The organism is Exiguobacterium sp. RIT594 (assembly GCF_003339585.1).
Lineage (GTDB): Bacteria > Bacillota > Bacilli > Exiguobacteriales > Exiguobacteriaceae > Exiguobacterium_A.
Window position 1 is genome coordinate 102306 of sequence record NZ_QPKF01000001.1, and the last position, 20097, is coordinate 122402.

At 48.5% G+C, this 20097-nt stretch carries 16 protein-coding genes; 9 read left to right on the plus strand and 7 right to left on the minus strand.

Features of this window, described 5'->3' with window-relative positions:
- Nucleotides 1-4: 4 nt before the first annotated feature.
- The 4 genes from DVG79_RS00480 to DVG79_RS00495 form a co-directional block, all read right to left on the minus strand.
- A complete protein-coding gene (locus DVG79_RS00480; protein WP_114595023.1) occupies nucleotides 5-655 on the minus strand; it encodes a homing endonuclease associated repeat-containing protein in 651 nt (216 codons plus the stop codon).
- Between the two features lie 269 nt (nucleotides 656-924).
- A complete protein-coding gene (locus DVG79_RS00485) occupies nucleotides 925-2574 on the minus strand; it encodes a peptide ABC transporter substrate-binding protein (protein WP_114595024.1) in 1650 nt (549 codons plus the stop codon).
- A 326-nt stretch (nucleotides 2575-2900) separates the two neighbouring features.
- The gene (bcp, locus tag DVG79_RS00490) at nucleotides 2901-3350 is read right to left on the minus strand and encodes a thioredoxin-dependent thiol peroxidase (protein ID WP_114595025.1); all 450 of its coding nucleotides are present in this window, start codon (nucleotides 3348-3350) and stop codon (nucleotides 2901-2903) included.
- A 12-nt stretch (nucleotides 3351-3362) separates the two neighbouring features.
- Nucleotides 3363-4205: a nuclear transport factor 2 family protein gene (locus tag DVG79_RS00495; RefSeq protein ID WP_114595026.1), complete on the minus strand. Its 843-nt coding sequence runs from the start codon at nucleotides 4203-4205 to the stop codon at nucleotides 3363-3365.
- Nucleotides 4206-4319: 114 nt separating this feature from the next.
- On the opposite strand from DVG79_RS00495, the gene DVG79_RS00500 reads away from it, so the two are divergent.
- From DVG79_RS00500 to rlmD, 9 genes are all read left to right on the plus strand, one after another.
- The gene (locus DVG79_RS00500) at nucleotides 4320-4607 is read left to right on the plus strand and encodes a HesB/YadR/YfhF family protein (RefSeq protein ID WP_012371380.1); all 288 of its coding nucleotides are present in this window, start codon (nucleotides 4320-4322) and stop codon (nucleotides 4605-4607) included.
- A 127-nt stretch (nucleotides 4608-4734) separates the two neighbouring features.
- The gene (gene pruA / locus DVG79_RS00505; protein WP_114595027.1) at nucleotides 4735-6279 is read left to right on the plus strand and encodes an L-glutamate gamma-semialdehyde dehydrogenase; all 1545 of its coding nucleotides are present in this window, start codon (nucleotides 4735-4737) and stop codon (nucleotides 6277-6279) included.
- A gap of 73 nt (nucleotides 6280-6352) precedes the next feature.
- Nucleotides 6353-7864, plus strand: coding sequence for a sodium/proline symporter PutP (gene putP / locus DVG79_RS00510; protein ID WP_114595028.1), 1512 nt, complete (start codon nucleotides 6353-6355; stop codon nucleotides 7862-7864).
- Nucleotides 7865-8015: 151 nt separating this feature from the next.
- Entirely contained in the window at nucleotides 8016-9236 is a 1221-nt protein-coding gene (locus tag DVG79_RS00515) for an Nramp family divalent metal transporter (RefSeq protein ID WP_114595029.1), read from the plus strand.
- 201 nt (nucleotides 9237-9437) lie between these two features.
- Nucleotides 9438-9728 carry an Asp-tRNA(Asn)/Glu-tRNA(Gln) amidotransferase subunit GatC gene (gene gatC / locus DVG79_RS00520; protein WP_026827487.1) on the plus strand — a complete coding sequence of 97 codons (291 nt, stop codon included), beginning with the start codon at nucleotides 9438-9440 and terminating at the stop codon, nucleotides 9726-9728.
- 16 nt (nucleotides 9729-9744) lie between these two features.
- Complete coding sequence (gatA, locus tag DVG79_RS00525; protein ID WP_114595030.1) at nucleotides 9745-11187, plus strand: Asp-tRNA(Asn)/Glu-tRNA(Gln) amidotransferase subunit GatA; 1443 nt, start codon at nucleotides 9745-9747, stop codon at nucleotides 11185-11187.
- Between the two features lie 13 nt (nucleotides 11188-11200).
- Nucleotides 11201-12634, plus strand: a complete 1434-nt coding sequence (gene gatB, locus DVG79_RS00530) for an Asp-tRNA(Asn)/Glu-tRNA(Gln) amidotransferase subunit GatB (protein WP_114595031.1) — start codon at nucleotides 11201-11203, stop codon at nucleotides 12632-12634.
- A gap of 147 nt (nucleotides 12635-12781) precedes the next feature.
- Complete coding sequence (locus tag DVG79_RS00535; RefSeq protein WP_012371373.1) at nucleotides 12782-13750, plus strand: diacylglycerol kinase; 969 nt, start codon at nucleotides 12782-12784, stop codon at nucleotides 13748-13750.
- A gap of 29 nt (nucleotides 13751-13779) precedes the next feature.
- Nucleotides 13780-15144 (plus strand): 23S rRNA (uracil(1939)-C(5))-methyltransferase RlmD, encoded by a 1365-nt coding sequence (rlmD, locus tag DVG79_RS00540; RefSeq protein WP_114595032.1) that lies wholly within the window; start codon nucleotides 13780-13782, stop codon nucleotides 15142-15144.
- A gap of 76 nt (nucleotides 15145-15220) precedes the next feature.
- Here the strand turns inward: rlmD and DVG79_RS00545 are convergent, their stop codons facing one another.
- The 3 genes from DVG79_RS00545 to DVG79_RS00555 form a co-directional block, all read right to left on the minus strand.
- A complete protein-coding gene (locus DVG79_RS00545) occupies nucleotides 15221-16414 on the minus strand; it encodes a CDP-glycerol glycerophosphotransferase family protein (RefSeq protein WP_114595033.1) in 1194 nt (397 codons plus the stop codon).
- Nucleotides 16415-16425: 11 nt separating this feature from the next.
- Nucleotides 16426-17580, minus strand: a complete 1155-nt coding sequence (locus tag DVG79_RS00550) for a helix-turn-helix domain-containing protein (protein ID WP_114595034.1) — start codon at nucleotides 17578-17580, stop codon at nucleotides 16426-16428.
- 163 nt (nucleotides 17581-17743) lie between these two features.
- Nucleotides 17744-19990, minus strand: a complete 2247-nt coding sequence (locus tag DVG79_RS00555) for a methyl-accepting chemotaxis protein (protein ID WP_233494497.1) — start codon at nucleotides 19988-19990, stop codon at nucleotides 17744-17746.
- Nucleotides 19991-20097 lie beyond the last annotated feature (107 nt).

Genomic DNA, 20097 nt, shown 5'->3' on the forward strand with positions numbered 1-20097 from the left:
TGGATTACTGGGCCTGTTGGTTGCTGATGCGGATTTCACTTTCGATGGCATGAATGGCAGCAGACCAGGAACCGTAACGGTGTAACAAGGCTTTCGTCGATGGTTTATTATTTCGTTTCGCCCATTCGCGGTACGCTTCAAATGAAAGCGAGAAACCAACTTCTTCGATCGCTTGACGGAGTGAGGCGGCAAGTTCTGCTTTGGAATAGGTGACACTGGCTTCTAATCCGGCAGCTGTACAGGCATCATGCCAGGATCCGAACATCTTCACGATATGATAATGACTCGGAGCATGATGAACCGATTTACGCCAGATTTGATATTTCTTTAAAGTGATGGTTGATCCGACATCCTGGGCATACCGGTGAAACGACTTCAGGATTTCATCTTTGGTATATTTCGGAGCGCGCTCGAGTTCTTCCGGCTGCTGATCGATATGCCATTCGTAACCGGCTGCTGATAAAGCTTCCGGCCAGGAACCGAACTGACGAATGATGGTCTCCGGTTGCGGCCAGCCATGTTCGATGGCATAACGACGATAAATCGTCCGACGGGGACGATCCTGAATGAGTTCGCCTAAGGCTTGGATGGCTTGAATCATTTCAAGCTGTTCTTCCGTCCACGTTTGCTGACTCGTAAGTACACGTTGTTTCAAGGGTGAGTCCTCCTTCCTAATGAATCATAATTTTTGAGGCAAAAGTCCTCTGTATAGAATATATCGGCACATTTCCATTAATTATGAATAATTACCGTGAAATATTGTAAATAAAGTGAAAATCGTTCTTCTGCTAAGTATAAATGGAAGTAATTCAAATGAAAACAGAATGTTACCAATTTTTAATGAACCGGATAAAAACAGTACATTTGTCTCATATGGAAAAAAAGACCAGACCCGCATGGAGCGAGACTGGTCTTAAGTCATACTTATTTTCCTTCGATATACGTCCATTTGAACGAAGTATCCGCACCGACTTTGTGGTTGACGATTCCTTTAACGTAAGGCTTACGTAAGAGGGAAGCGCCGCGTTGGTACATGACTGAGATGGCTTGGTCGTCTTCAAGTAAGACTTTCTCCGCATCTTTCAGTGACTGCCAACGTTTTGCAGCATCTGTTTCTTTCATCGCCGACTTGATGAGTGAATCGTACTTGTCGCTTGAGTAACCACCACGGTTGTACGGTCCGCCAGTCATCCACATGTCGAGGAATGTCATTGGATCCTGGTAGTCAGGGCCCCATCCTGCGAATGAAAGTTCGAACTGACCTTTAGACTCGAGGTCCAATTTGTTTTTGAACGGCTGTTGTTTGATTGTAACTTCAAGACCTGGAAGGTTTTTCTCCCACTCGCCTTTGAGGTACTCGGAGATTTTCTTCGAGTTGTCGTCATCGTATGAAAGAAGCTCAAGCTTGACGGATTTTTTGCCGATATCTTTGAGGCCTTTTTCGAACGAAGATTTAGCTGACGAAGCATCGAACGATCCGAATCCTTCGTTGCCGTCACGGAAGTCTTTTCCGTCCGGACCTTTAGCAAATTCTTTTGGTACATAGTAGTAAGCAGGGATCGATCCGTTGTTTAAGAGGACTTTCGCCATCTGCTCTTTATCATACCCGGAATCGATTGCTTTACGGATGTCTTTGTTTTTGAGCAATTCGTTTTTGAAGTTCATTTGGATGTAGTACATCGAAGCGTCAAGACGTGTATCGAAGTCTTCGCTGTCTTTGTACTGATCAACGAACTCACTTGTCAGACCGACTGTATCGATGTCACCTTTTTCGTACAGGTTGACGGCTGTTGATACTTCTTTAACGACTTTATAGTTTACTTCTTCGAGTTTGACCGTATCCGCATCCCAATACTGATCGTTTTTCTTGTAGCTCCAGCCGACTTCTGTTTTCCAGTCCGTCAGTTGGAACGGTCCGTTGTAAAGGAAGTTCTCCGGGTTCGTCGCGAAGTCTTTACCTTTTTCTTCAACAAATTCCTGTTTGAGCGGCATGAATGAGCCGAAGCCAGTCAATGCTTTGAAGTACTCAGCCGGTTGTGTCAGTTTGACTTCAAGTGTCTTGTCGTCAACTGCTTTAACGCCGACGTCAGCCGGTTTTCCTTTTCCTGTGTTGTACGCTTCAGCGCCATCGATGATATACATGATGTATGCATATTGCGATCCGCTTTTTGGATCAAGAACACGTTTCCACGCATATTCGAAGTCTTTTGCCGTGACGTCACTGCCGTCCGACCATTTAGAATCACGTAATTTAAATGTGTATGTAAGACCATCTTCAGAGACGTCTACACTTTCCGCAACACCAGGTGTCGGCTCTTGTTTTTCGTCGAGACGGAAGAGACCTTCCTGAACGTTGTTTAAGACTGTGAATGAAACCGAGTCTGTCGCAACGGTCGGGCTGAGTGCCGGGATGTCTGAACCGCTTGTCAGGTTAAGAACCTGTTTGTCCGACGCCTTTTTCGTATCAGTCGAACCTGAAGTATCTTTTGAATCATCTGTCGATGTACAAGCAGCGAGGCTTGATCCGGCGATAGCTAGGGCACCAACGAGTGCAAGTGTTTTTTTCGTCTTCATAATAATAAGTTCCCTCCCAAGAATGAATATATATGATTGAAAAATGAGTACCGATTAGAATAGCGATCCGGTGTCCTATTAAAAAAATAAGAGGGGTCATCGCCTTTTATTTTGTTGAAGGAAAGCACCGGATCAACTTGTTACCAATAATAAATACAATATTCAGAAAAATCAATAGCTTATTTTCAGATTATTTCAAATTGATTAAAATTTCGTGTAATATCAACGTTTTTTTTGTAAAAATAATTTTTAGTAAGGATAATATTGGGAGGTAAAAATGATTCCAAAATTAAAACACGCGCATAAAATGGCGTGTTTTAATTCGATCAGTTCAGTTGTTCGAGGAAGGAAAGTGCTTCTGTGACGTGGTCTTTGACTTTAACGGAACGCCATTCCTGAATCAATTCGCCGGATTCATTGATTAAAAAAGTGGAACGTACGATTCCATAATATTCCTTCCCGTAATTTTTCTTCAGTTGCCAGACCCCGTACTGCTCACAGACGGTATGGTCGACGTCAGACAATAATTCGAATGGAAGTTCGTATTTTGAGATAAAATTCTGGTGGCGTTTCTGGCTGTCAGCGGAAATACCGAGAATGACCGTGTTCTTCGCAGCGAAGGCTGCGGAAGCATCCCGGAAGTCACAGGCTTCCGTCGTACAACCCGGGGTCGAGTCTTTCGGATAAAAGTAGACGATGACTTTTTTTCCGCGGTAATCACTTAATGAAATCGGCTCTCCCTGTGCATTCGGCAATGTAAAATCAAGTGTGCTCATGAATGGTCCTCCTCAACCCAGTTCCATGTTCAACTGGTCAGCATATTTTTCAAGTTTTTTCTGCAGACTTTCCTTTAACGGATCTAGCGCAATCAGGTATTTTTCGTAATCGGTCCCGGCCTTGGCTGTCTTCAGCAGCAAGGTCTGTTCCTCGCGGTACCAGTCGGCATAATCTTCATAATACTTGACGAGCGTCTCCGGATTACCTTTGTTACCAAGGGCAGGACCGTAAATCATCAGGATGTTACTGTTCATCTCGAGCGCCATGTAGTCCGTTTGGGCATTGACCCGGGTGAAGACTTCATCCTGCTCGTCTTCCTTCGTGTTGCCGACCGCTTCCGCCGCTTTGGCGTTGACGCCGTACTCGTCGGCATTAAAGGATTCGAACAGGGAGGCGAGGGTCGTAAAGACTTCAGGGTCAAATTTCGTCGGGACGATGACGATTTTCCATTCACCGTCCTGTTTCAAGAACAGTTTTGAAGCACGGTTCGGTAAGGGAGACCCGTCCTCATCGTTAAATTCATGGATGATATAGGCGACATCACCTTCCTGAAAGCTTTTGATGACCTTACCCGGCCGGATATTTAAATTGTTAGCACCGAGCATGGCAGGACGGAGTAATTTTCCATCACCGGTATATTCAATCCGGGCAAGTGCCTTGGCGTCAGCTGTACCGGATTGTCCAACGGTTTGTTGGTACGTCTTGTAGACGTCAAGAACGTCCTGATCTGCCTGCTTCGTTTGTTTCGTTTCCGTTGACTTCGGGGATTCAGTATCAGTAGACGGTGCAGCATCATTTCCGCACCCTGCAAGGATGATACCCGTTGACACGAGTACCGTCAGTAATCGTTTCATATTTTCAGTTCCTCCTATATGAACAACATCAATCATCTATGTCTTCACCATACATGAAATTCGCTTTTTTGAGTAGGGAATAGGTACACTATCATAAAGGAGAGTGGGTTCAACATGAAAATTCACGTAACAGACGAAGCATTACAGTATTTCAAAGAAGAGATGGAAGCAAAAGAAGGCGATACAATCCGCTTTTTCGCTAAATACGGCGGATCAACCGATTTGACGCAAGGGTTTTCGGTCGGCGTCCACATGGAGACTGTCGACCGGGCAGCGGTTGAAGAAACCGTCGACGGGATTCATTTCGTCGTCTCGGATCAGGATGACTGGCTGTTCCAGGGGCAGGATGTCGAAGTATCTGTTCAAAATGAAGAGATCGTCTTCTCGCAAGCCAAGCAATGAATCGTAAATGAAGAGGACCTCCACGGTCTTCTTCATTTTTTTGTCCAGAATAATTGTAAGCGGCGACATGCTTCTGTACAATGGAGAATGTAAGCGATTAAAAGCAAGTATAAAAGGGGGAATAGAGATGATTCCGTACAAACACGAACCATTCACGGACTTCTCACAGGAAGCAAACAAGAAAGCGTTCGAAGAGGCGCTTGAACTTGTATCGAAAGAGCTTGGGAAAGATTATCCGCTCGTCATCGGGGGAGAACGTGTGACGACAGAGGACAAAATCGTTTCTGTCAATCCGGCAAACAAAGAAGAAATCGTCGGACGCGTTTCGAAAGCGACACAAGCACACGCTGAAGATGCAATGCAAGCGGCAGTCAAAGCATTTGAGACGTGGAAATTCGTCAATCCGAGTGTTCGTGCGGACGTCTTATTCAAAGCGGCAAACATCATCCGCAAACGTAAACATGAATTTTCGGCTTATCTCGTCAAAGAAGCAGGTAAACCATGGAACGAAGCAGATGCGGATACAGCAGAAGCAATTGATTTCCTCGAATACTATGCGCGTCAGATGCTCGTCTTAAAAGAAGGTAAAAAAGTCGAGAGCCGTCCGGGCGAATACAACCGGTACGACTACATCCCGCTTGGTGTCGGTGTCATCATCTCACCATGGAACTTCCCGCTTGCCATCATGGCAGGAACAGCGGTTGCTGCGATCGTGGCAGGTAACCCGATCCTCTTGAAACCAGCATCGACGACACCGGTCGTCGCTGCCAAATTCGTTGAAGTCATGGAACAGGCGGGTCTTCCGGCCGGTGTCTTGAACTTCATCCCGGGACCAGGCGCAGAAGTTGGCGATTACCTCGTCGATCACCCGAAAACACGTTTCATCAGCTTCACGGGTTCACGTGATGTCGGACTCCGCATCAACGAACGGGCTTCGAAATTGAACGACGGTCAAATCTGGCTCAAACGCGTCATTGCGGAAATGGGCGGAAAAGACACGATGGTCATCGATGAGTCGGCTGACCTTGACTACGCAGCAGACATGATCACAAAAGCGGCATTCGGTTTCTCAGGACAAAAATGCTCGGCTTGTTCACGTGTCGTCGCACTTGATTCGGTTTATGACGAATTGCTCGCAAAAGTCGTCGAAAACACAAACAAACTCAGTATCGGTAACCCGGTCGACGTGACGAACAACGTTGGACCTGTCATCGATGCAGCAGCTTTCAAAAAGATCACATCGTACTTCGATGTCGCAAAACAAGAAGGCCGGATTGCAGCGGGTGGTACGGCGGATGATTCGACAGGATACTTCGTCTCGCCGACAATCGTCGCTGACGTTCAACCGACTGACCGCTTGATGCAGGAAGAAATCTTCGGACCGGTCGTTGCCTTCACGAAAGCAAAAGACTTCAAAGAAGCAATCGATATCGCCAACAACACGGAATACGGTTTGACAGGTGCTGTCATCACTCAGGATCGTACGAACCAGGAATACGCACGTGCGAACTTCCATGTCGGTAACTTGTACTTCAACCGCGGTTGCACAGGTGCAATCGTTGGGTACCAACCGTTTGGCGGATTTAACATGTCAGGAACGGATTCAAAAGCAGGCGGACCGGATTACTTGACGTTACACCTTCAAGCAAAAACTACTTCTGAAATGTTCTAAAATGATGTTTAATAGATGAAACGGGTATGCGACCTGCATACCCGTTTTTTCTTTAGAAAAGGGGGAGCACGAGATGAACGGAATGTGGTTCGCGATTTTGTTGTATCTGGGTTTGATGGTCACACTAGGCGTCGTCGCGTATTACCGGACAAAGAACATGAACGATTATATGCTTGGAGGACGAACGATCGGACCGGTCGTCACAGCGCTCTCAGCCGGAGCCAGTGATATGAGTGGATGGTTATTGATGGGATTACCAGGCGCCATGTTTGCAACTGGTCTGTCCAGTGGATGGATTGTCATCGGATTACTGCTCGGTGCGTATGCCAACTGGTTGCTCGTTGCACCACGTTTACGTGCCTATACGGCGCATGCCGGGGATGCGATTACGATTCCCGACTACTTTGAAAAGCGGTTCCACGATAAAAGTGGTGTCCTGCGTACAGTTTCAGCTGGAGTTATCTTAATATTCTTTATAATGTACGCTTCAAGTGGTTTTGTCGCCGGCGGTCGTTTGTTTGAATCGGTCTTTGGACTCGAATATACAACCGGCTTATGGATTTTGGCAGCTGTCGTCATCGCGTATGTCTTCCTCGGCGGATTCCTCGCGGTCAGTTGGACGGACGTCGTCCAAGGAATGATCATGGTCATCGCCTTGCTGATTGTCCCGGCCGTTACGCTTGCGCTCAGCGGCGGTATCAATGAGACGCTTGAGACGATCCGTTCGACGGACGGTTCGAAACTTGAACTGTTCAAAGGGACGACTGTGATCGGCATCGTTTCCCTGCTTGCCTGGGGACTTGGTTACTTTGGTCAACCGCACATCATCGTCCGTTTTATGGCGATTCGAAACTTGCATGAAATGAAAGCAGCTCGTCGGGTCGGGATGATCTGGATGACGTTTTCGATTGTCGGGGCAATGATAACGGGGTTATTCGGATACGCCTATTTCACGCAACAGGGCGGAACACTCGAAAATCCAGAGAACGTCTTCATTCAACTGTCACGTGATCTGTTCCCAGGGTTCATCACGGGATTGTTACTGGCGGCATTGCTCGCTGCCATCATGTCAACGATTTCGACGCAACTGCTTGTGTCATCGAGTGCCGCAACTAATGATTTCTATCAGCGTTTCCTGAAACGGAATGCGTCAGATAAAGAGTTGATGGTCATGGGACGGATCATGGTTCTCGTCGTCGCACTCCTTGCCATTGCCTTATCATTTGGTGCTCAAAAATCAATTTTAACACTCGTCGGTTATGCCTGGGCCGGCTTCGGTGCTGCGTTTGGACCAGTCGTGCTGTTCAGCTTATTATGGCGCCGGATGAACAAAACAGGAGCACTTGCTTCGATGATTACGGGATCGGTCGTCGTCATCGCCTGGATTTTGGTGAAGATGTATGTCAAAGATCTTCCGTTTTATATCTCGGAGATGTATGAAATGATTCCTGCATTCATCGCGTCTACTGTCGCACTTGTTGTTGGCAGTCTCTTGACGAAAGCACCGAGTCAAGCGATGTATGATGAATTCGATGAAGTACAAGCTCAACTCAAAGGAGCGGAACAACAACGGAAAGTCGTATGATGATAACGAAAAGAATGTCCGGTGCCTCGTGCGCCGGACATTCTTTTTATATAGAAGAAACTAACTAGGTGAACATATCTTTACGTAAAACATATATGTTGCCTATACGCAAAAAAAGCGTATACTAACAACTAAAGAGAGGTGAGGCAAAGTGGTAAGTCAACCGATCGTTCCAGTGGAGCGTTTGAAAAAAAGACACTATATCGGACCGGCGTTCGTGGCTGCCGTCGCTTACCTCGATCCGGGGAATTTTGCGACGAACATGACGGCAGGAGCGCAGTACGGATTTTTACTCCTGTGGGTGATCATCGCAGCAAACTTGATGGCCGTCATGATTCAGACACTGTCGGCGAAACTGGGGCTGGTCAGCAATACGAGCCTTGCAGAAGTCATCCGGGATGAACTGTCGCCGGTCATGCGGATCATTTACTGGGCGCAGGCTGAACTCGTCGCCATGGCAACGGATTTAGCCGAGTTCGTCGGGGCGGCACTCGGTTTTAACCTGCTGTTCGGCATCGATTTGAAAATCGCCGCCTTGCTGACGGCGGTTGCTTCGTTCATCATCCTGGGATTCGAACGAAAAGGATTACGGCATTTTGAAGCCGTCATCGGAGCCCTGGTCCTTGTCATCGCACTCGCATTTGCGATCCAAGTCATCGAAGTCAGACCGGTTCTGCAGGATGTTGCCGGTGGATTGATTCCCGGATTTTCGGGGACGTCGAGTATTGTTCTCGCAGCGGGGATGCTCGGGGCAACGGTCATGCCGCACGCGATTTATCTCCATTCCGACTTAACGAAACGACGGATGGGGAACATCGCTGATAAAAAAGGATTGTTACGGATTCAGAAAGTGGACATTTGGGCGGCCATGTTGATTGCGGGAGCAGTCAATGCCGCGATGCTTGTCATTGCCGCGACCGTTTTCTTCGGGACGAGCCAAAAGGCCGAGACGCTGGAAAGTATTTTTCACGGGCTCGGGACGTCACTCGGCGGTGCAGCACCTTATCTGTTTGGCGGAGCGCTGTTGATTTCCGGACTCGCTTCATCGAGTGTCGGCACGATGTCAGGTGACGCCATCATGCGCGGTTTCCTGAAGATGGAGATTCCGATTTTCCTCAGACGCAGTATCACGATGTTACCGGCCATCCTCTTGCTGTTATCCGGATTTGATCCGACACGCGCGTTGATTTGGAGCCAGGTCGCCTTATCGTTCGGGATTCCGTTTGCGTTGATTCCATTAATTCGTGCCACATCAAGTGAACGGATCATGGGCAAATATAAAAATCGGCCGCTGACAAAAGGTGCCGCTTGGACGATTGTCAGTATCGTTATCATCTTCAACGTCTATCTGTTAGCTGATCTTTTATTTTGAATAATCAGATTTTTTGTTTTGCTTACCGGCAGCTCGGGTAATTCATTACTAGAAGCTTTCTGCCCGGAAGCTTTGCTACCCCTATAAGGACGATGGTGCGGACCTCCCCCCGATGCACCATCGTCTTTTTTGTCTGGACAAAAAGTGCTATGATTAGAAATAGTGTAAAATATATTGAAAAAGTTCCGGAGGTGGAATCAGATGGCAAAGATTAACGAAGAACAAGTCCGCCATGTGGCGCATTTAGCACGTCTCGCCGTAACGGATGAAGAAGTCCAACAATTTACCGTTCAACTTGAGAAGATTCTCGGGTTTGCTGAACAATTAAATGAGCTCGATACGACAGGCGTCGAACCGACGACACACGTCCTCGATCTCAAAAACGTCTTGCGTAAAGATGAAGTACGTCCGTCGCTTCCGCGCACGGAAGTAGAACGACTCTCACCTGATTGGGAAGACGGTCAAGTCCGTGTCCCGGCAGTATTCGAATAAGGAGGAGACCACCGATATGTCACTTTTTGAACATGGTGTAAAGAACTTACACACACTCGTCAAAGACGGAGAAGTCAAAGTATCCGAGCTTGTCCAGGAATCGTTTGACCGGATTGACCGCGTGGACGGAAACATCGGCGCATTTTTATCGTTGAACGAAGATGCTTTCGAGCAGGCAAAACGGATGGACGAGATTGCAAAACATGAAGCAAACCCGTTATTCGGGTTACCGATTGGTGTCAAAGACAACATCGTCACGAAAGGGATGACGACGACATGTGGTTCGAAGTTCCTTGAAAACTTCGTTCCGGCGCATGATGCGACGGTCGTCGAGCGTCTGCATGAAGCAGGAGCCATCACAATCGGGAAATTGAACATGGATGAGTTCGCGATGGGCTCATCAAACGAAAACTCGGCCTACAAGCCGGTCCGCAACCCGTGGAACACAAAACACGTACCGGGCGGTTCGTCAGGCGGATCAGCAGCTGCTGTCGCGGCAGGCGAAGTCTTATTCAGCCTCGGTTCTGATACGGGTGGTTCGATCCGTCAGCCGGCTGCGTACTGTGGGGTCGTCGGTTTAAAACCGACATACGGTCTCGTCTCGCGTTACGGTCTCGTTGCCTTCGCCTCGTCACTTGACCAAATCGGTCCATTGACACGGACAGTCGAAGACAATGCGTACTTATTGAGTGCGATTGCCGGACATTGTGACATGGATTCGACGTCAGCGAACGTCAACCCGACGGATTACACACAAGCACTGACAGGGGATATTAAAGGACTGAAGATTGCCGTGCCGAAAGAATATTTCGGAGAAGGAATCAGTGAAGGCGTCAAAGAAAACATCCGGGCAGCCATCAAGAAACTCGAGTCGCTTGGTGCGACGGTGGATGAAGTGTCACTTCCGAACTCGAAATATGCGCTTGCGACATATTACTTACTCGCTTCTTCGGAAGCCTCATCGAACCTGGCACGTTTCGACGGCATCCGTTATGGTGTCCGCGCTGAAGCCGATGCACTCGAAGATGTCTTCAAGTATTCGCGCGCTCAAGGTTTCGGTGACGAAGTCAAACGCCGGATCATGCTCGGAACGTATGCCCTCAGCTCAGGCTACTACGATGCGTACTATAAAAAAGCACAACAAGCACGGACATTGATCAAACAAGATTTTGACCAGGTCCTTGCCAACTACGATGTCATCATCGGACCAACTGCACCGACTCCAGCCTTTGAACTCGGGGCGCAAAACGATGATCCGGTCACGATGTATGCCAACGATATTTTGACGATTCCAATCAACCTGGCAGGTGTGCCTGCGATTTCGGTTCCAGCCGGTCTCGTTGACGGACTGCCGGTCGGTCTGCAAATCATCGGAAAACACTTTGACGAGGCGACGATTTATCGTGCTGCGCATGCATTTGAGCTTGCGACCGGTGGATTTACGCTTCCGAAGTTATAAAGGAGAATGCCTTATGAACTTTGAAACGGTCATCGGTATTGAGGTCCATGCCGAATTAAATACAAATACAAAGATGTTTTGCGGCTGTGCCCGGGAATACGGGGCGGAAACGAACACGAAGACGTGCCCGATCTGTCTCGGACATCCCGGTGTCCTGCCGAAAATCAATGAAAAAGCGGTCGAACTCGCCGTTCGTGCGGCCATGGCATTGAACTGTCAGGTTGCCGATCAAACGAAATTCGACCGGAAAAACTATTTTTATCCGGATACACCAAAAGCGTATCAAATTTCGCAGTTTGATCAGCCGATCGGTTTTGACGGCTACATCGATGCGGAAGTCGACGGCGAAACAAAACGTTTCCGGATTGAACGCGTCCACCTCGAAGAAGATGCCGGAAAGATGAACCATACCGGCGCCAACCATTCGGTCGTCGACTTCAACCGGACAGGTGCACCGTTGATTGAGATTGTCAGTGAAGCCGATATGCGTTCAGCAAAAGAAGCGGTCGCTTACCTCGAGCGTCTCAAAGAAGTCCTGCAGTATGCGGGCGTCTCGGACGTTAAGATGGAAGAAGGCTCGTTACGGTGCGACTGTAACATCTCCGTCCGTCCATACGGGCAAGAGAAATTCGGAACAAAAACCGAACTGAAGAACTTGAACTCGTTCGGAAATGTCTTAAAAGGTCTTGAGTTCGAAGAAGACCGCCACCGCAAGCTGTTGTTATCCGGCGGCGTCATGCGTCAGGAAACACTCCGTTTTGACGAAACGAAAAAACAAACGGTCCTGATGCGGGTCAAAGAAGGCGCATCCGATTACCGCTACTTCCCGGAACCGGATCTCGTTAAGCTGGTCCTCGATCATGACTGGAAAGAAGCAATCCGCGCCGGTATTCCGGAATTACCGGATGCCCGTCGTGTCCGTTACCAGGAAGCACTTGGTCTGTCTGCCTATGACGCGAAACAATTGACGGTCACACGTGAGATGGCGGAATACTTCGAAGCAACGATTGCAGCGGGTGCTGAACCAAAAGCCGCTGCCAACTGGACGGTCGGTGAAGTCCAAGGTCACTTGAACAAATCGACGGAAACGTTTGATACGATCAAGCTGACACCAGCCCGTCTTGCGGAAATGATCGAATTGATTGCCGGTGGAACGATTTCATCGAAAATCGCGAAACAAGTCTTCACGGCAGTCATCGAACAAGGCGTCGAACCACGCGCTTACGTCGAAGAACAAGGACTCGCACAAATTTCGGACGAAGGACTGCTACGCGGACTTATCGTCGAGATGTTTGAAGCAAATCCGGCGGTTGTCGAAGAGCTTGTCAACGGCCGTGACCGGAAAAAAGGTTTCGTCATCGGTCAAATCATGAAAAAAACAAAAGGAATGGCGAATCCGGCATTGCTCGATCAACTGTTCTACGAAGAACTCGAAAAATTAAAATAAGCTTTCTTGAAGCACCAGTGTCCTTCCTTAAATCAGGGGAAGGACACCGGTGTTTCTTTTTTTGCCTTTGTAATGTGCCGGGACTTCATGTAAAATAAAACAGTTATGTATCAAATGGATCGGTTGAGTAAAAAAGGAGAAAATCTTATGAGACCTAGAGCGCGAGTGATTTATAACCCGACTTCCGGGAAAGAGATGGTAAAGCGTAATCTGCCGTATATCTTAGACCGGCTGGAAGCAGCGGGTTATGAGACTTCCGTCTATTCGACGAAAGCGGTCGGTGACGCGACATATGAAGCAGCACGGGCCTGTGAAGCCGAATTTGACCTTGTCGTTGCTGCAGGTGGAGATGGTACGTTAAACGAAGTAATCAGTGGCATGGCCTCGTATCCGGTGCGTCCGAAACTCGGTGTCTTACCGGTCGGAACGACGAATGACTTTGGCCGGGCGATGCGGATTCCTTTGACGATTGAAGGTGCGATGGATGTCATCTGTACCGGGTACACGATGCCCGTCGACATCGGAAAAATCGAAGGGACGACAGGGACGCACTACTTCATCAACATCGCAGGTGGTGGCATCATGACGGAACTCTCGTATGAAGTTCCATCAAAACTCAAGACGGCACTCGGACAGTTGGCGTATTACGTCAAAGGGATGGAAAAACTCCCGCAAATCCGTCCGACCTATGTCGAGCTCGAACACGAACGCGGGATTTTTAAAGGCGAAGTCATGTTATTTTTGACTTCGAACACCAATTCTGTAGGCGGTTTTGAAAAACTTTCACCGAATGCTTCCCTCAATGATGGACGCTTTGATTTATTCATTTTGAAAAAATGTAATCTCGTTGAGTTAATTCGCGTCATGCGGTTGGCGTTAAAGGGAGACCACTTCTCTGATCCATGTATTGAACATGTGACGACGTCATTCGTCCGGATGCGAAACACATCCGAGATGAGCTTGAACATCGATGGCGAGTTTGGCGGAATTTGTGAAGGGGAGATGACAAATCTTCAATCGCATTTCGATGTCATGACACCGAAGTTCCGGATTGACGAGATGGAAACGATCAATTTACAGCTACAGGCACAAGAACAGGAAACGAATCTCGCGTAAGACGCGGGATTTTCTAGGAGGAAAATAATATGATTCCAGTACAAAAAAACGATGAGCACGTCGTCGATATCGTCGACTTGACGCACGACGGTTCAGGAGTTGCCCGGATTGACGGCTACACGGTCTTCATTCCCGGTGCCCTGCCGACGGAACAAGTCAAAATCAGAATTACGAAAACGACGAAATCATACGGTTTCGGACGGATCATCCGTCAAAAAACGAAGAGTGTCGATCGTGTCGAGCCGCCTTGCCCGGTCTACAACCAGTGCGGCGGTTGTCAGCTGCAGCATCTCTCGTATGAGGCGGAACTGAAATTCAAACACAACCGTGTCCGTGATGCGTTCGCGCGTCTTGCCGGTCTTGAGATTCCGGTCCACGAAACGATGGGCATGGAAGATCCATGGGGTTACCGCAACAAGGCACAAGTGCCGGTCGCGTTCCAATCCAACAAATTAATGGCTGGTTTTTATCAAAAACGCAGTCACCGGATCATCGACATGGATTACTGTCTGATCCAAAATAAAGAGAATGATGACGCCATTCAAGCGGTCCGCAAAGTACTGGCTGACTTGAAGGTGCCGGCTTACGACGAAAAGAAAAACAGCGGCGTCATCCGTCATATCATGGCACGCCACGGTTACCACACAAACGAATTGATGATCGTCCTCGTGACGAAGGTCAAACAATTGCGTGGTGCTGATAAAATCGTCGAAGGCATCTTAAAAGCTGTCCCGAACGTCACGTCAATCCAGCAAAACATTAACCCGGATGAGACGAACGTCATCTTAGGAAAACGGAACATCGTCTTACACGGACCGTCTGTCATCCGCGATCAAATCGCCGGCTTGACGTATGAAATTTCACCGCACTCGTTCTTCCAGGTCAATCCGTTGCAAACGGAAAAACTGTACGGAAAAGCGCTCGAATACGCACAATTGACAGGCGATGAAATCGTCGTTGATGCCTATTGCGGTATCGGTTCGATCTCATTATCGCTCGCACAACAGGCAAAACACGTCTACGGTATCGAAATGGTACCACAAGCGATTGACGACGCACGCCGGAATGCAAAAGCGAACGGGATCGACAACGTATCGTTCGAATACGGAACTGCAGAAACGGTCATGCCGGCACTTGTGAAAGGCGGCATCAAGCCGGACGTCATCGTCGTTGACCCGCCGCGTAAAGGCTGTGACGAAGAATTCCTCCGTGCTGCTGCGGAAGTCGCACCAAAACGGATCGTCTATGTGTCTTGTAATGCATCGACACAAGCACGTGACGCGAAGCTTTTGGCTGAACTCGGCTACAAGCTGATGGAAGTCACACCTGTCGATATGTTCCCGCATACGACACACGTCGAGAGCGTTGCCTTGTTCGTACGTGAAGAAAACTAAGCTATTTTGAATTAATAAAAAACGAGAAGCACTTACCGGAAGAACGGTGAAGTGATTCTCGTTTTTTTGCGTAATTTTAATGATCTTTAGAAGCGAATAGTGTATCAATCACCCGTTGACTGGCTTTCCCGTCGTCCAAACTGCAAAAGCGTTCCTGGAATGCCGTGTACTTATCTGCGTATTGTTTGGAGTGTGCCTCGATGTCTGCGATATAGTCGATCACCTGGTCACTTTCTTTTAACAAGGGACCGGGAACGACGGCTTCAAAATCAAAATAGAATCCTCGGAGCACGGAAGCATATTTCTCTAAATCATACGTAAAGAACAACATCGGACGGTTCAAGTGGGCATAGTCAAAGAAAACGGACGAATAATCGGTAATCAGCAGATCACTGATCAGATACAGTTCCGCGATGTCGCCGTAAGAGGAAACGTCGTAGGCGAAGTCCGTCTGTGCGCTGAGATCGAGATGTTCCGCAATCAAGTAGTGCATCCGTAACAGAACGATATAGTCATCACCTAACCGGGCTTGCATCTGTTCCAAATCCAGCTTGAGATTGAACCGGTATTGTCCCTTCGTCACGAACTCGTCGTCACGCCAAGTCGGTGCATATAAGATGACTTTTTTGTCAGGCGGCAATTGTAATGACTGTTTGATCTGTTCGGCTTGTTGCTGACGGTTCGGCGCATACAACAGATCATTTCGTGGATAACCGGTTTCAAGAAGCTGTCCTCGAAAATCAAATGCCCGTTTGAAAATCTCACTCGAATAGACATTTGGTGAAAGCAGATAATTCCATTCCTGTGCCTGTGACGAAAAGTTTTTTTTATACTGTTCGGTATTCGTGCCCGGCATATGAACCTCGTCCATATCGAGTCCCAATCGCTTTAAGGGTGTTCCGTGCCAGGTCTGTAAATACAGCGTCTCCCGTCGTTTCTTTAAGCTGAGCGGCTGACGTGTGTTGAAAATCCAGTACTTGGCCCGAGCCATCTGATAATAGTATTTCGGGCTATTCCGCAATACCCAGTTCGGACAAGCTGCCTTGACTGCAGCGGTCGGTTCTTTGGCAAAAATCCAGACGAGTTGCAGTTCCGGATGCTGTTTTTGAAGCGTCAGGTAGAGCGCCTTCGGATTGTCCGAATAACCGCGTCCTAAAAAGCTTTCAAACAGGACAAGATTCTGTTGAACCGGAAGCTTTTGAAACAGCCGATAGAGAAGTAATCCTTTATGGATTTTCTTGCGCCGGATTTTCGTAAGTAGCTGTGTCATGTCATACTCCTTTAAAAATGATGTTGTCTGTAATGAGTCGGTGTCTCGCCTGTCGTCTGTTTAAACGCTTGACTGAAATGACTTTGACTTGAAAAATGTAACTTGTTCGAGATCGTCAGTAAAGAATCATCCGTCGAACGCAATAACCTTTTCGCTTCACGAATCCGTTCCCGAATGACGTAACGGGCGAGTGGAAGACCTGTCTCTTCCTTGAACAGGACGGATAAATAATTTGCTGAGACATGAATCGCCTGGCTGATCGATGAGACCGACAACGGATCGTACAGATGCTGCTGAATGTAACGGATTGCAGCCAAAACATGCGGCGAATGGCGTAATTCCTGAATCTGTTTGACGGCCTCTGCAAAGCTGACCGTGATCCGGACATGGCGGTTTCGCAGTTCGGAAATGCTGGTTGCCGCTTCAATCGATTCAATCATCCGGTCACTGAGCATGAAGGCCTCATCTGGCTCCAGGCCGCCATTAATCGCAGCCCGGGCGCTCAATAAGACCGTACCGAGCAACAGATTTTTTTCAGCCCGCAACGGCTGGTGCCGCGCGAGTGATCCGAATTCACCGTAAGCGGGGAGAGAGTAGGTCGTCGCCAAGCGTTCGCTTTGTCCGGAAGAAATCCATTCGATGATCTGCTGCTCCCGCTCCCAGGCCTTGATGTAGGCAGTCGTTGCGGTATGCGGGGAAACGTCGGCAATCAACGGAATTTCCTGATCCTCGCTTTCCGATACAGTCCGGATGTCCCGTTTGGCGAGTTGCTGGCCGGTCAGTAAACGGTGGACCAGATGAGCGCAGTCGATCAACCGGTTTTCCGTCGTCCGGGTCAAGGCTTTATAAAATTGATGAAACGCTTCATCCTGAATGTGCGCGCGGAACAGGGCCGACTGCAGTAAGACCGGACCGATCCGGTACTGCCCTTGTTCATGGACAGGAATAAACAGGTAAGCTGTGCCATCTTTTAAGGTATACAGGAGCGGTGTCTGATCCGGTGCCGGCCATTCCTGTTCAATCGATAACCGGCTCGGATGCGAAGGAGCAACAGGGCTGATATCGAGTTCCTCACCGGTCAGGGACTGGTACGAAACAAAAAAACCAGTTGTCCCGTAAAGACTTTCTGCGATTTGAATCAAATCTTCTGTTGATAAGGGCGACACGGGAATTCCTCCGTTCTTTAAAAACGTGTTGTTTTCAGTTTACGTCGTGTCCAGGCGATTGTATAGCAAGAATCAACTGGACACGGGGACATTCAAAATAACAAAAGACATCAACGGCCAAGTGCTCAGGCGGTTGATGTCTTTTGGTCTTAAAGGAAATCGATTAACGGGTGACGTCGTCAGGCGAGCCTGAGTCGACCGGATCAACCAATTCGATATCTGGTATGACGGACTCGGTTTCAGGCCACTCATCGAGCGTGGCCGCAGCCACTTCATCGTATGGTCTGTCAGAAACAAATGGTTCAGGTCCTTCGACAGGCGAGGAAAGCTCGTCTTCGACGGTCGGTTCATCGACTTGGAAATCGACCGTTAAGGCATGAAGTTCCGTTGCAATTTGAGCGAGATGAGCAGCGGCTGTCGTGACCGCTTCGATGGTCGCATTCGTTTCCTGGATGCTTGCGGCACTCGTCTCGATGCCGGCAGCATTCTCTTCCGTCAAGGCAAGGATCGTTCCCATCGCGTCAGAGACTTCTTCGGTGGCTGTCGTCAGCGCACTGATGTCACCCGTCAAGGACTCTGTCCGTTTCGAGACATGCTGGACGGATCCGGCGATCTGTTCGAAATCGATACCGGTCGTCTTGACCGATTCGAGCGATTGTTTTAAGTCATCCATGACGCCGTTCATCGCGCCCATCGCCGTCTGTGTTTCATGTTGGATGTTATCGAGCAGCTGTTTGATTTGTTTCGCGGACTGATCACTCTCTTCGGCCAGTTTCCGCACTTCGCTTGCGACGACGGCGAACCCGCGTCCCTGTTCCCCGACACGTGCCGCCTCGATGGCCGCGTTTAACGCCAACAGATTGGTTTGGCTCGAGATGGCCTGTAACGTTCCGAGGATCTTGCCGATCTCTTCCGAACGTTTGCCGAGGAAGTCGGATGTATTCTGGATTTCCTGCTCCAGCGAGTCGGAATGCTGTAATAAATCAGTGATGGTTTGTTTCGTTAAGCTGCTGCCGCGTGCCGCTGCAGTTGCAACGGAAGCGACTTCATTCAGTGTTTGGGTAGCCGATGCCTGCATTGCGACAGACCGTTCCTTGACGCCGTATACCGCATGGGAAGACCGTTCCGCTTGCTTGGTTTGGGTCTCGCCGGCGGAAGCGATTTCTTCCATCGTCTGTCCGATTTGAACCGATGCATTTTGAACGTGGGACGCATTTGATGACAAGTCTTGCGAAGCATCCCGGACGGTTCCGGCTGACTGAGTCATCGCGGTAATCGTTTGTCGAAGTTTTTGACGCATCGCGTCAAAGTTTTCGCCAAGATCAGACAGTTCATCGCGGATCCACCGTTTCGGACGGGTCGTTGCTCGCAAATCACCGCTCGCAATCGCCAACGCTTCATTACGCAGTCCAGCTAACGGACGATTGATGGACCGGCCGATGAGCCAGGCGATCAATGTTGCTAAGGCAATCGCAATGACGAAATTGATCAAGGATTGTTTCAGCATCGCATCCTTCGGCGCATACAACGAGGCGTAATCGAGAACGACGGCTAATTTAAAACCGGTTTTCGAGGACAACTGCCAGATGACGACCGATTTTTTTCCGCCGACCTCCATGATCGTCGAACCGGATTCCTGGCTGATCATTTGTTTCGGTGCTTCGAAATACGGTTTCCCGTCTTCACGCAACTGATCGACTTTTTTGAAGAAATAATTTTTATTCGGGTGCGTGACGACTTTCCCGTCTTTCGTATAACTGAAGACAAATCCTTGCTGACCGATTTCAATCCGTTTCATGTCTTCCGATAACCGGTCGACACTCTTGTAGACGGATAAGACCCCTTTGATGTTCGCTTGATCATCGAGCGCTGCTTTTGAAAAACCGATGACGGAAAGCTTGGTCGCCTGATCATAGTAGGGTTCGCTCATTGCGACCGTACTTGAATTTTCTAACGCCTGTTTGTACCAAACGTCTTGACGCGGATCGTACCCCGACGTTGCTTCCTGTTTCGGCCAGTTTAAATAACCGCCTTTGACATCGGCATACTGGACAAAGGAATTTTCGATTTTGGATGAACCATATTTCTCAAGGACGCTGTAGATATCTTTTGCTTTTTGAGAGGGCAGTTCCGCACCGATATCCGGAGTGTTGCGTATGTAATTCGGCAGTTGTCCGTTCGTCCGGTTGAACGGAAGACCGGCTAACAGGGTGGTATCTTTTTTAGTGTCATCGATGATGCGGGAAAAGGATTGTTCGAGTTGTTTTAAGGCCGTTTGAGAAGTCGAATCGACCAATCGCTCGACGGTCTGACTCGTCTGATCGTAGGAAAACCAGGTCGAGACCCCTAACGTCAGGGCGGGTAATAAAATCAACCCGATGAAAAGACGGCGTGTTATCGGAAGACGCATATGTAATTCTCCTATCTTTTGAAATAGTCTTTAAAATCTGTCTATTCTGATTATCGGAAGGGTAGTACTAAATATGAAGGAATTGTGGGGAGATTTTCATGATTTGG

Bases quoted from the DNA above. Each gene is read 5' to 3' on its own strand.
- DVG79_RS00485 (WP_114595024.1), bottom strand. From the start codon at position 2,574: ATGAAGACGAAAAAAACACTTGCACTCGTTGGTGCCCTAGCTATCGCC.
- bcp (WP_114595025.1), bottom strand. From the start codon at position 3,350: ATGAGCACACTTGATTTTACATTGCCGAATGCACAGGGAGAGCCGATT.
- DVG79_RS00495 (WP_114595026.1), bottom strand. From the start codon at position 4,205: ATGAAACGATTACTGACGGTACTCGTGTCAACGGGTATCATCCTTGCA.
- DVG79_RS00500 (WP_012371380.1), top strand. From the start codon at position 4,320: ATGAAAATTCACGTAACAGACGAAGCATTACAGTATTTCAAAGAAGAG.
- pruA (WP_114595027.1), top strand. From the start codon at position 4,735: ATGATTCCGTACAAACACGAACCATTCACGGACTTCTCACAGGAAGCA.
- putP (WP_114595028.1), top strand. From the start codon at position 6,353: ATGAACGGAATGTGGTTCGCGATTTTGTTGTATCTGGGTTTGATGGTC.
- gatC (WP_026827487.1), top strand. From the start codon at position 9,438: ATGGCAAAGATTAACGAAGAACAAGTCCGCCATGTGGCGCATTTAGCA.
- gatA (WP_114595030.1), top strand. From the start codon at position 9,745: ATGTCACTTTTTGAACATGGTGTAAAGAACTTACACACACTCGTCAAA.
- gatB (WP_114595031.1), top strand. From the start codon at position 11,201: ATGAACTTTGAAACGGTCATCGGTATTGAGGTCCATGCCGAATTAAAT.
- DVG79_RS00535 (WP_012371373.1), top strand. From the start codon at position 12,782: ATGAGACCTAGAGCGCGAGTGATTTATAACCCGACTTCCGGGAAAGAG.
- rlmD (WP_114595032.1), top strand. From the start codon at position 13,780: ATGATTCCAGTACAAAAAAACGATGAGCACGTCGTCGATATCGTCGAC.
- DVG79_RS00545 (WP_114595033.1), bottom strand. From the start codon at position 16,414: ATGACACAGCTACTTACGAAAATCCGGCGCAAGAAAATCCATAAAGGA.
- DVG79_RS00555 (WP_233494497.1), bottom strand. From the start codon at position 19,990: ATGCGTCTTCCGATAACACGCCGTCTTTTCATCGGGTTGATTTTATTA.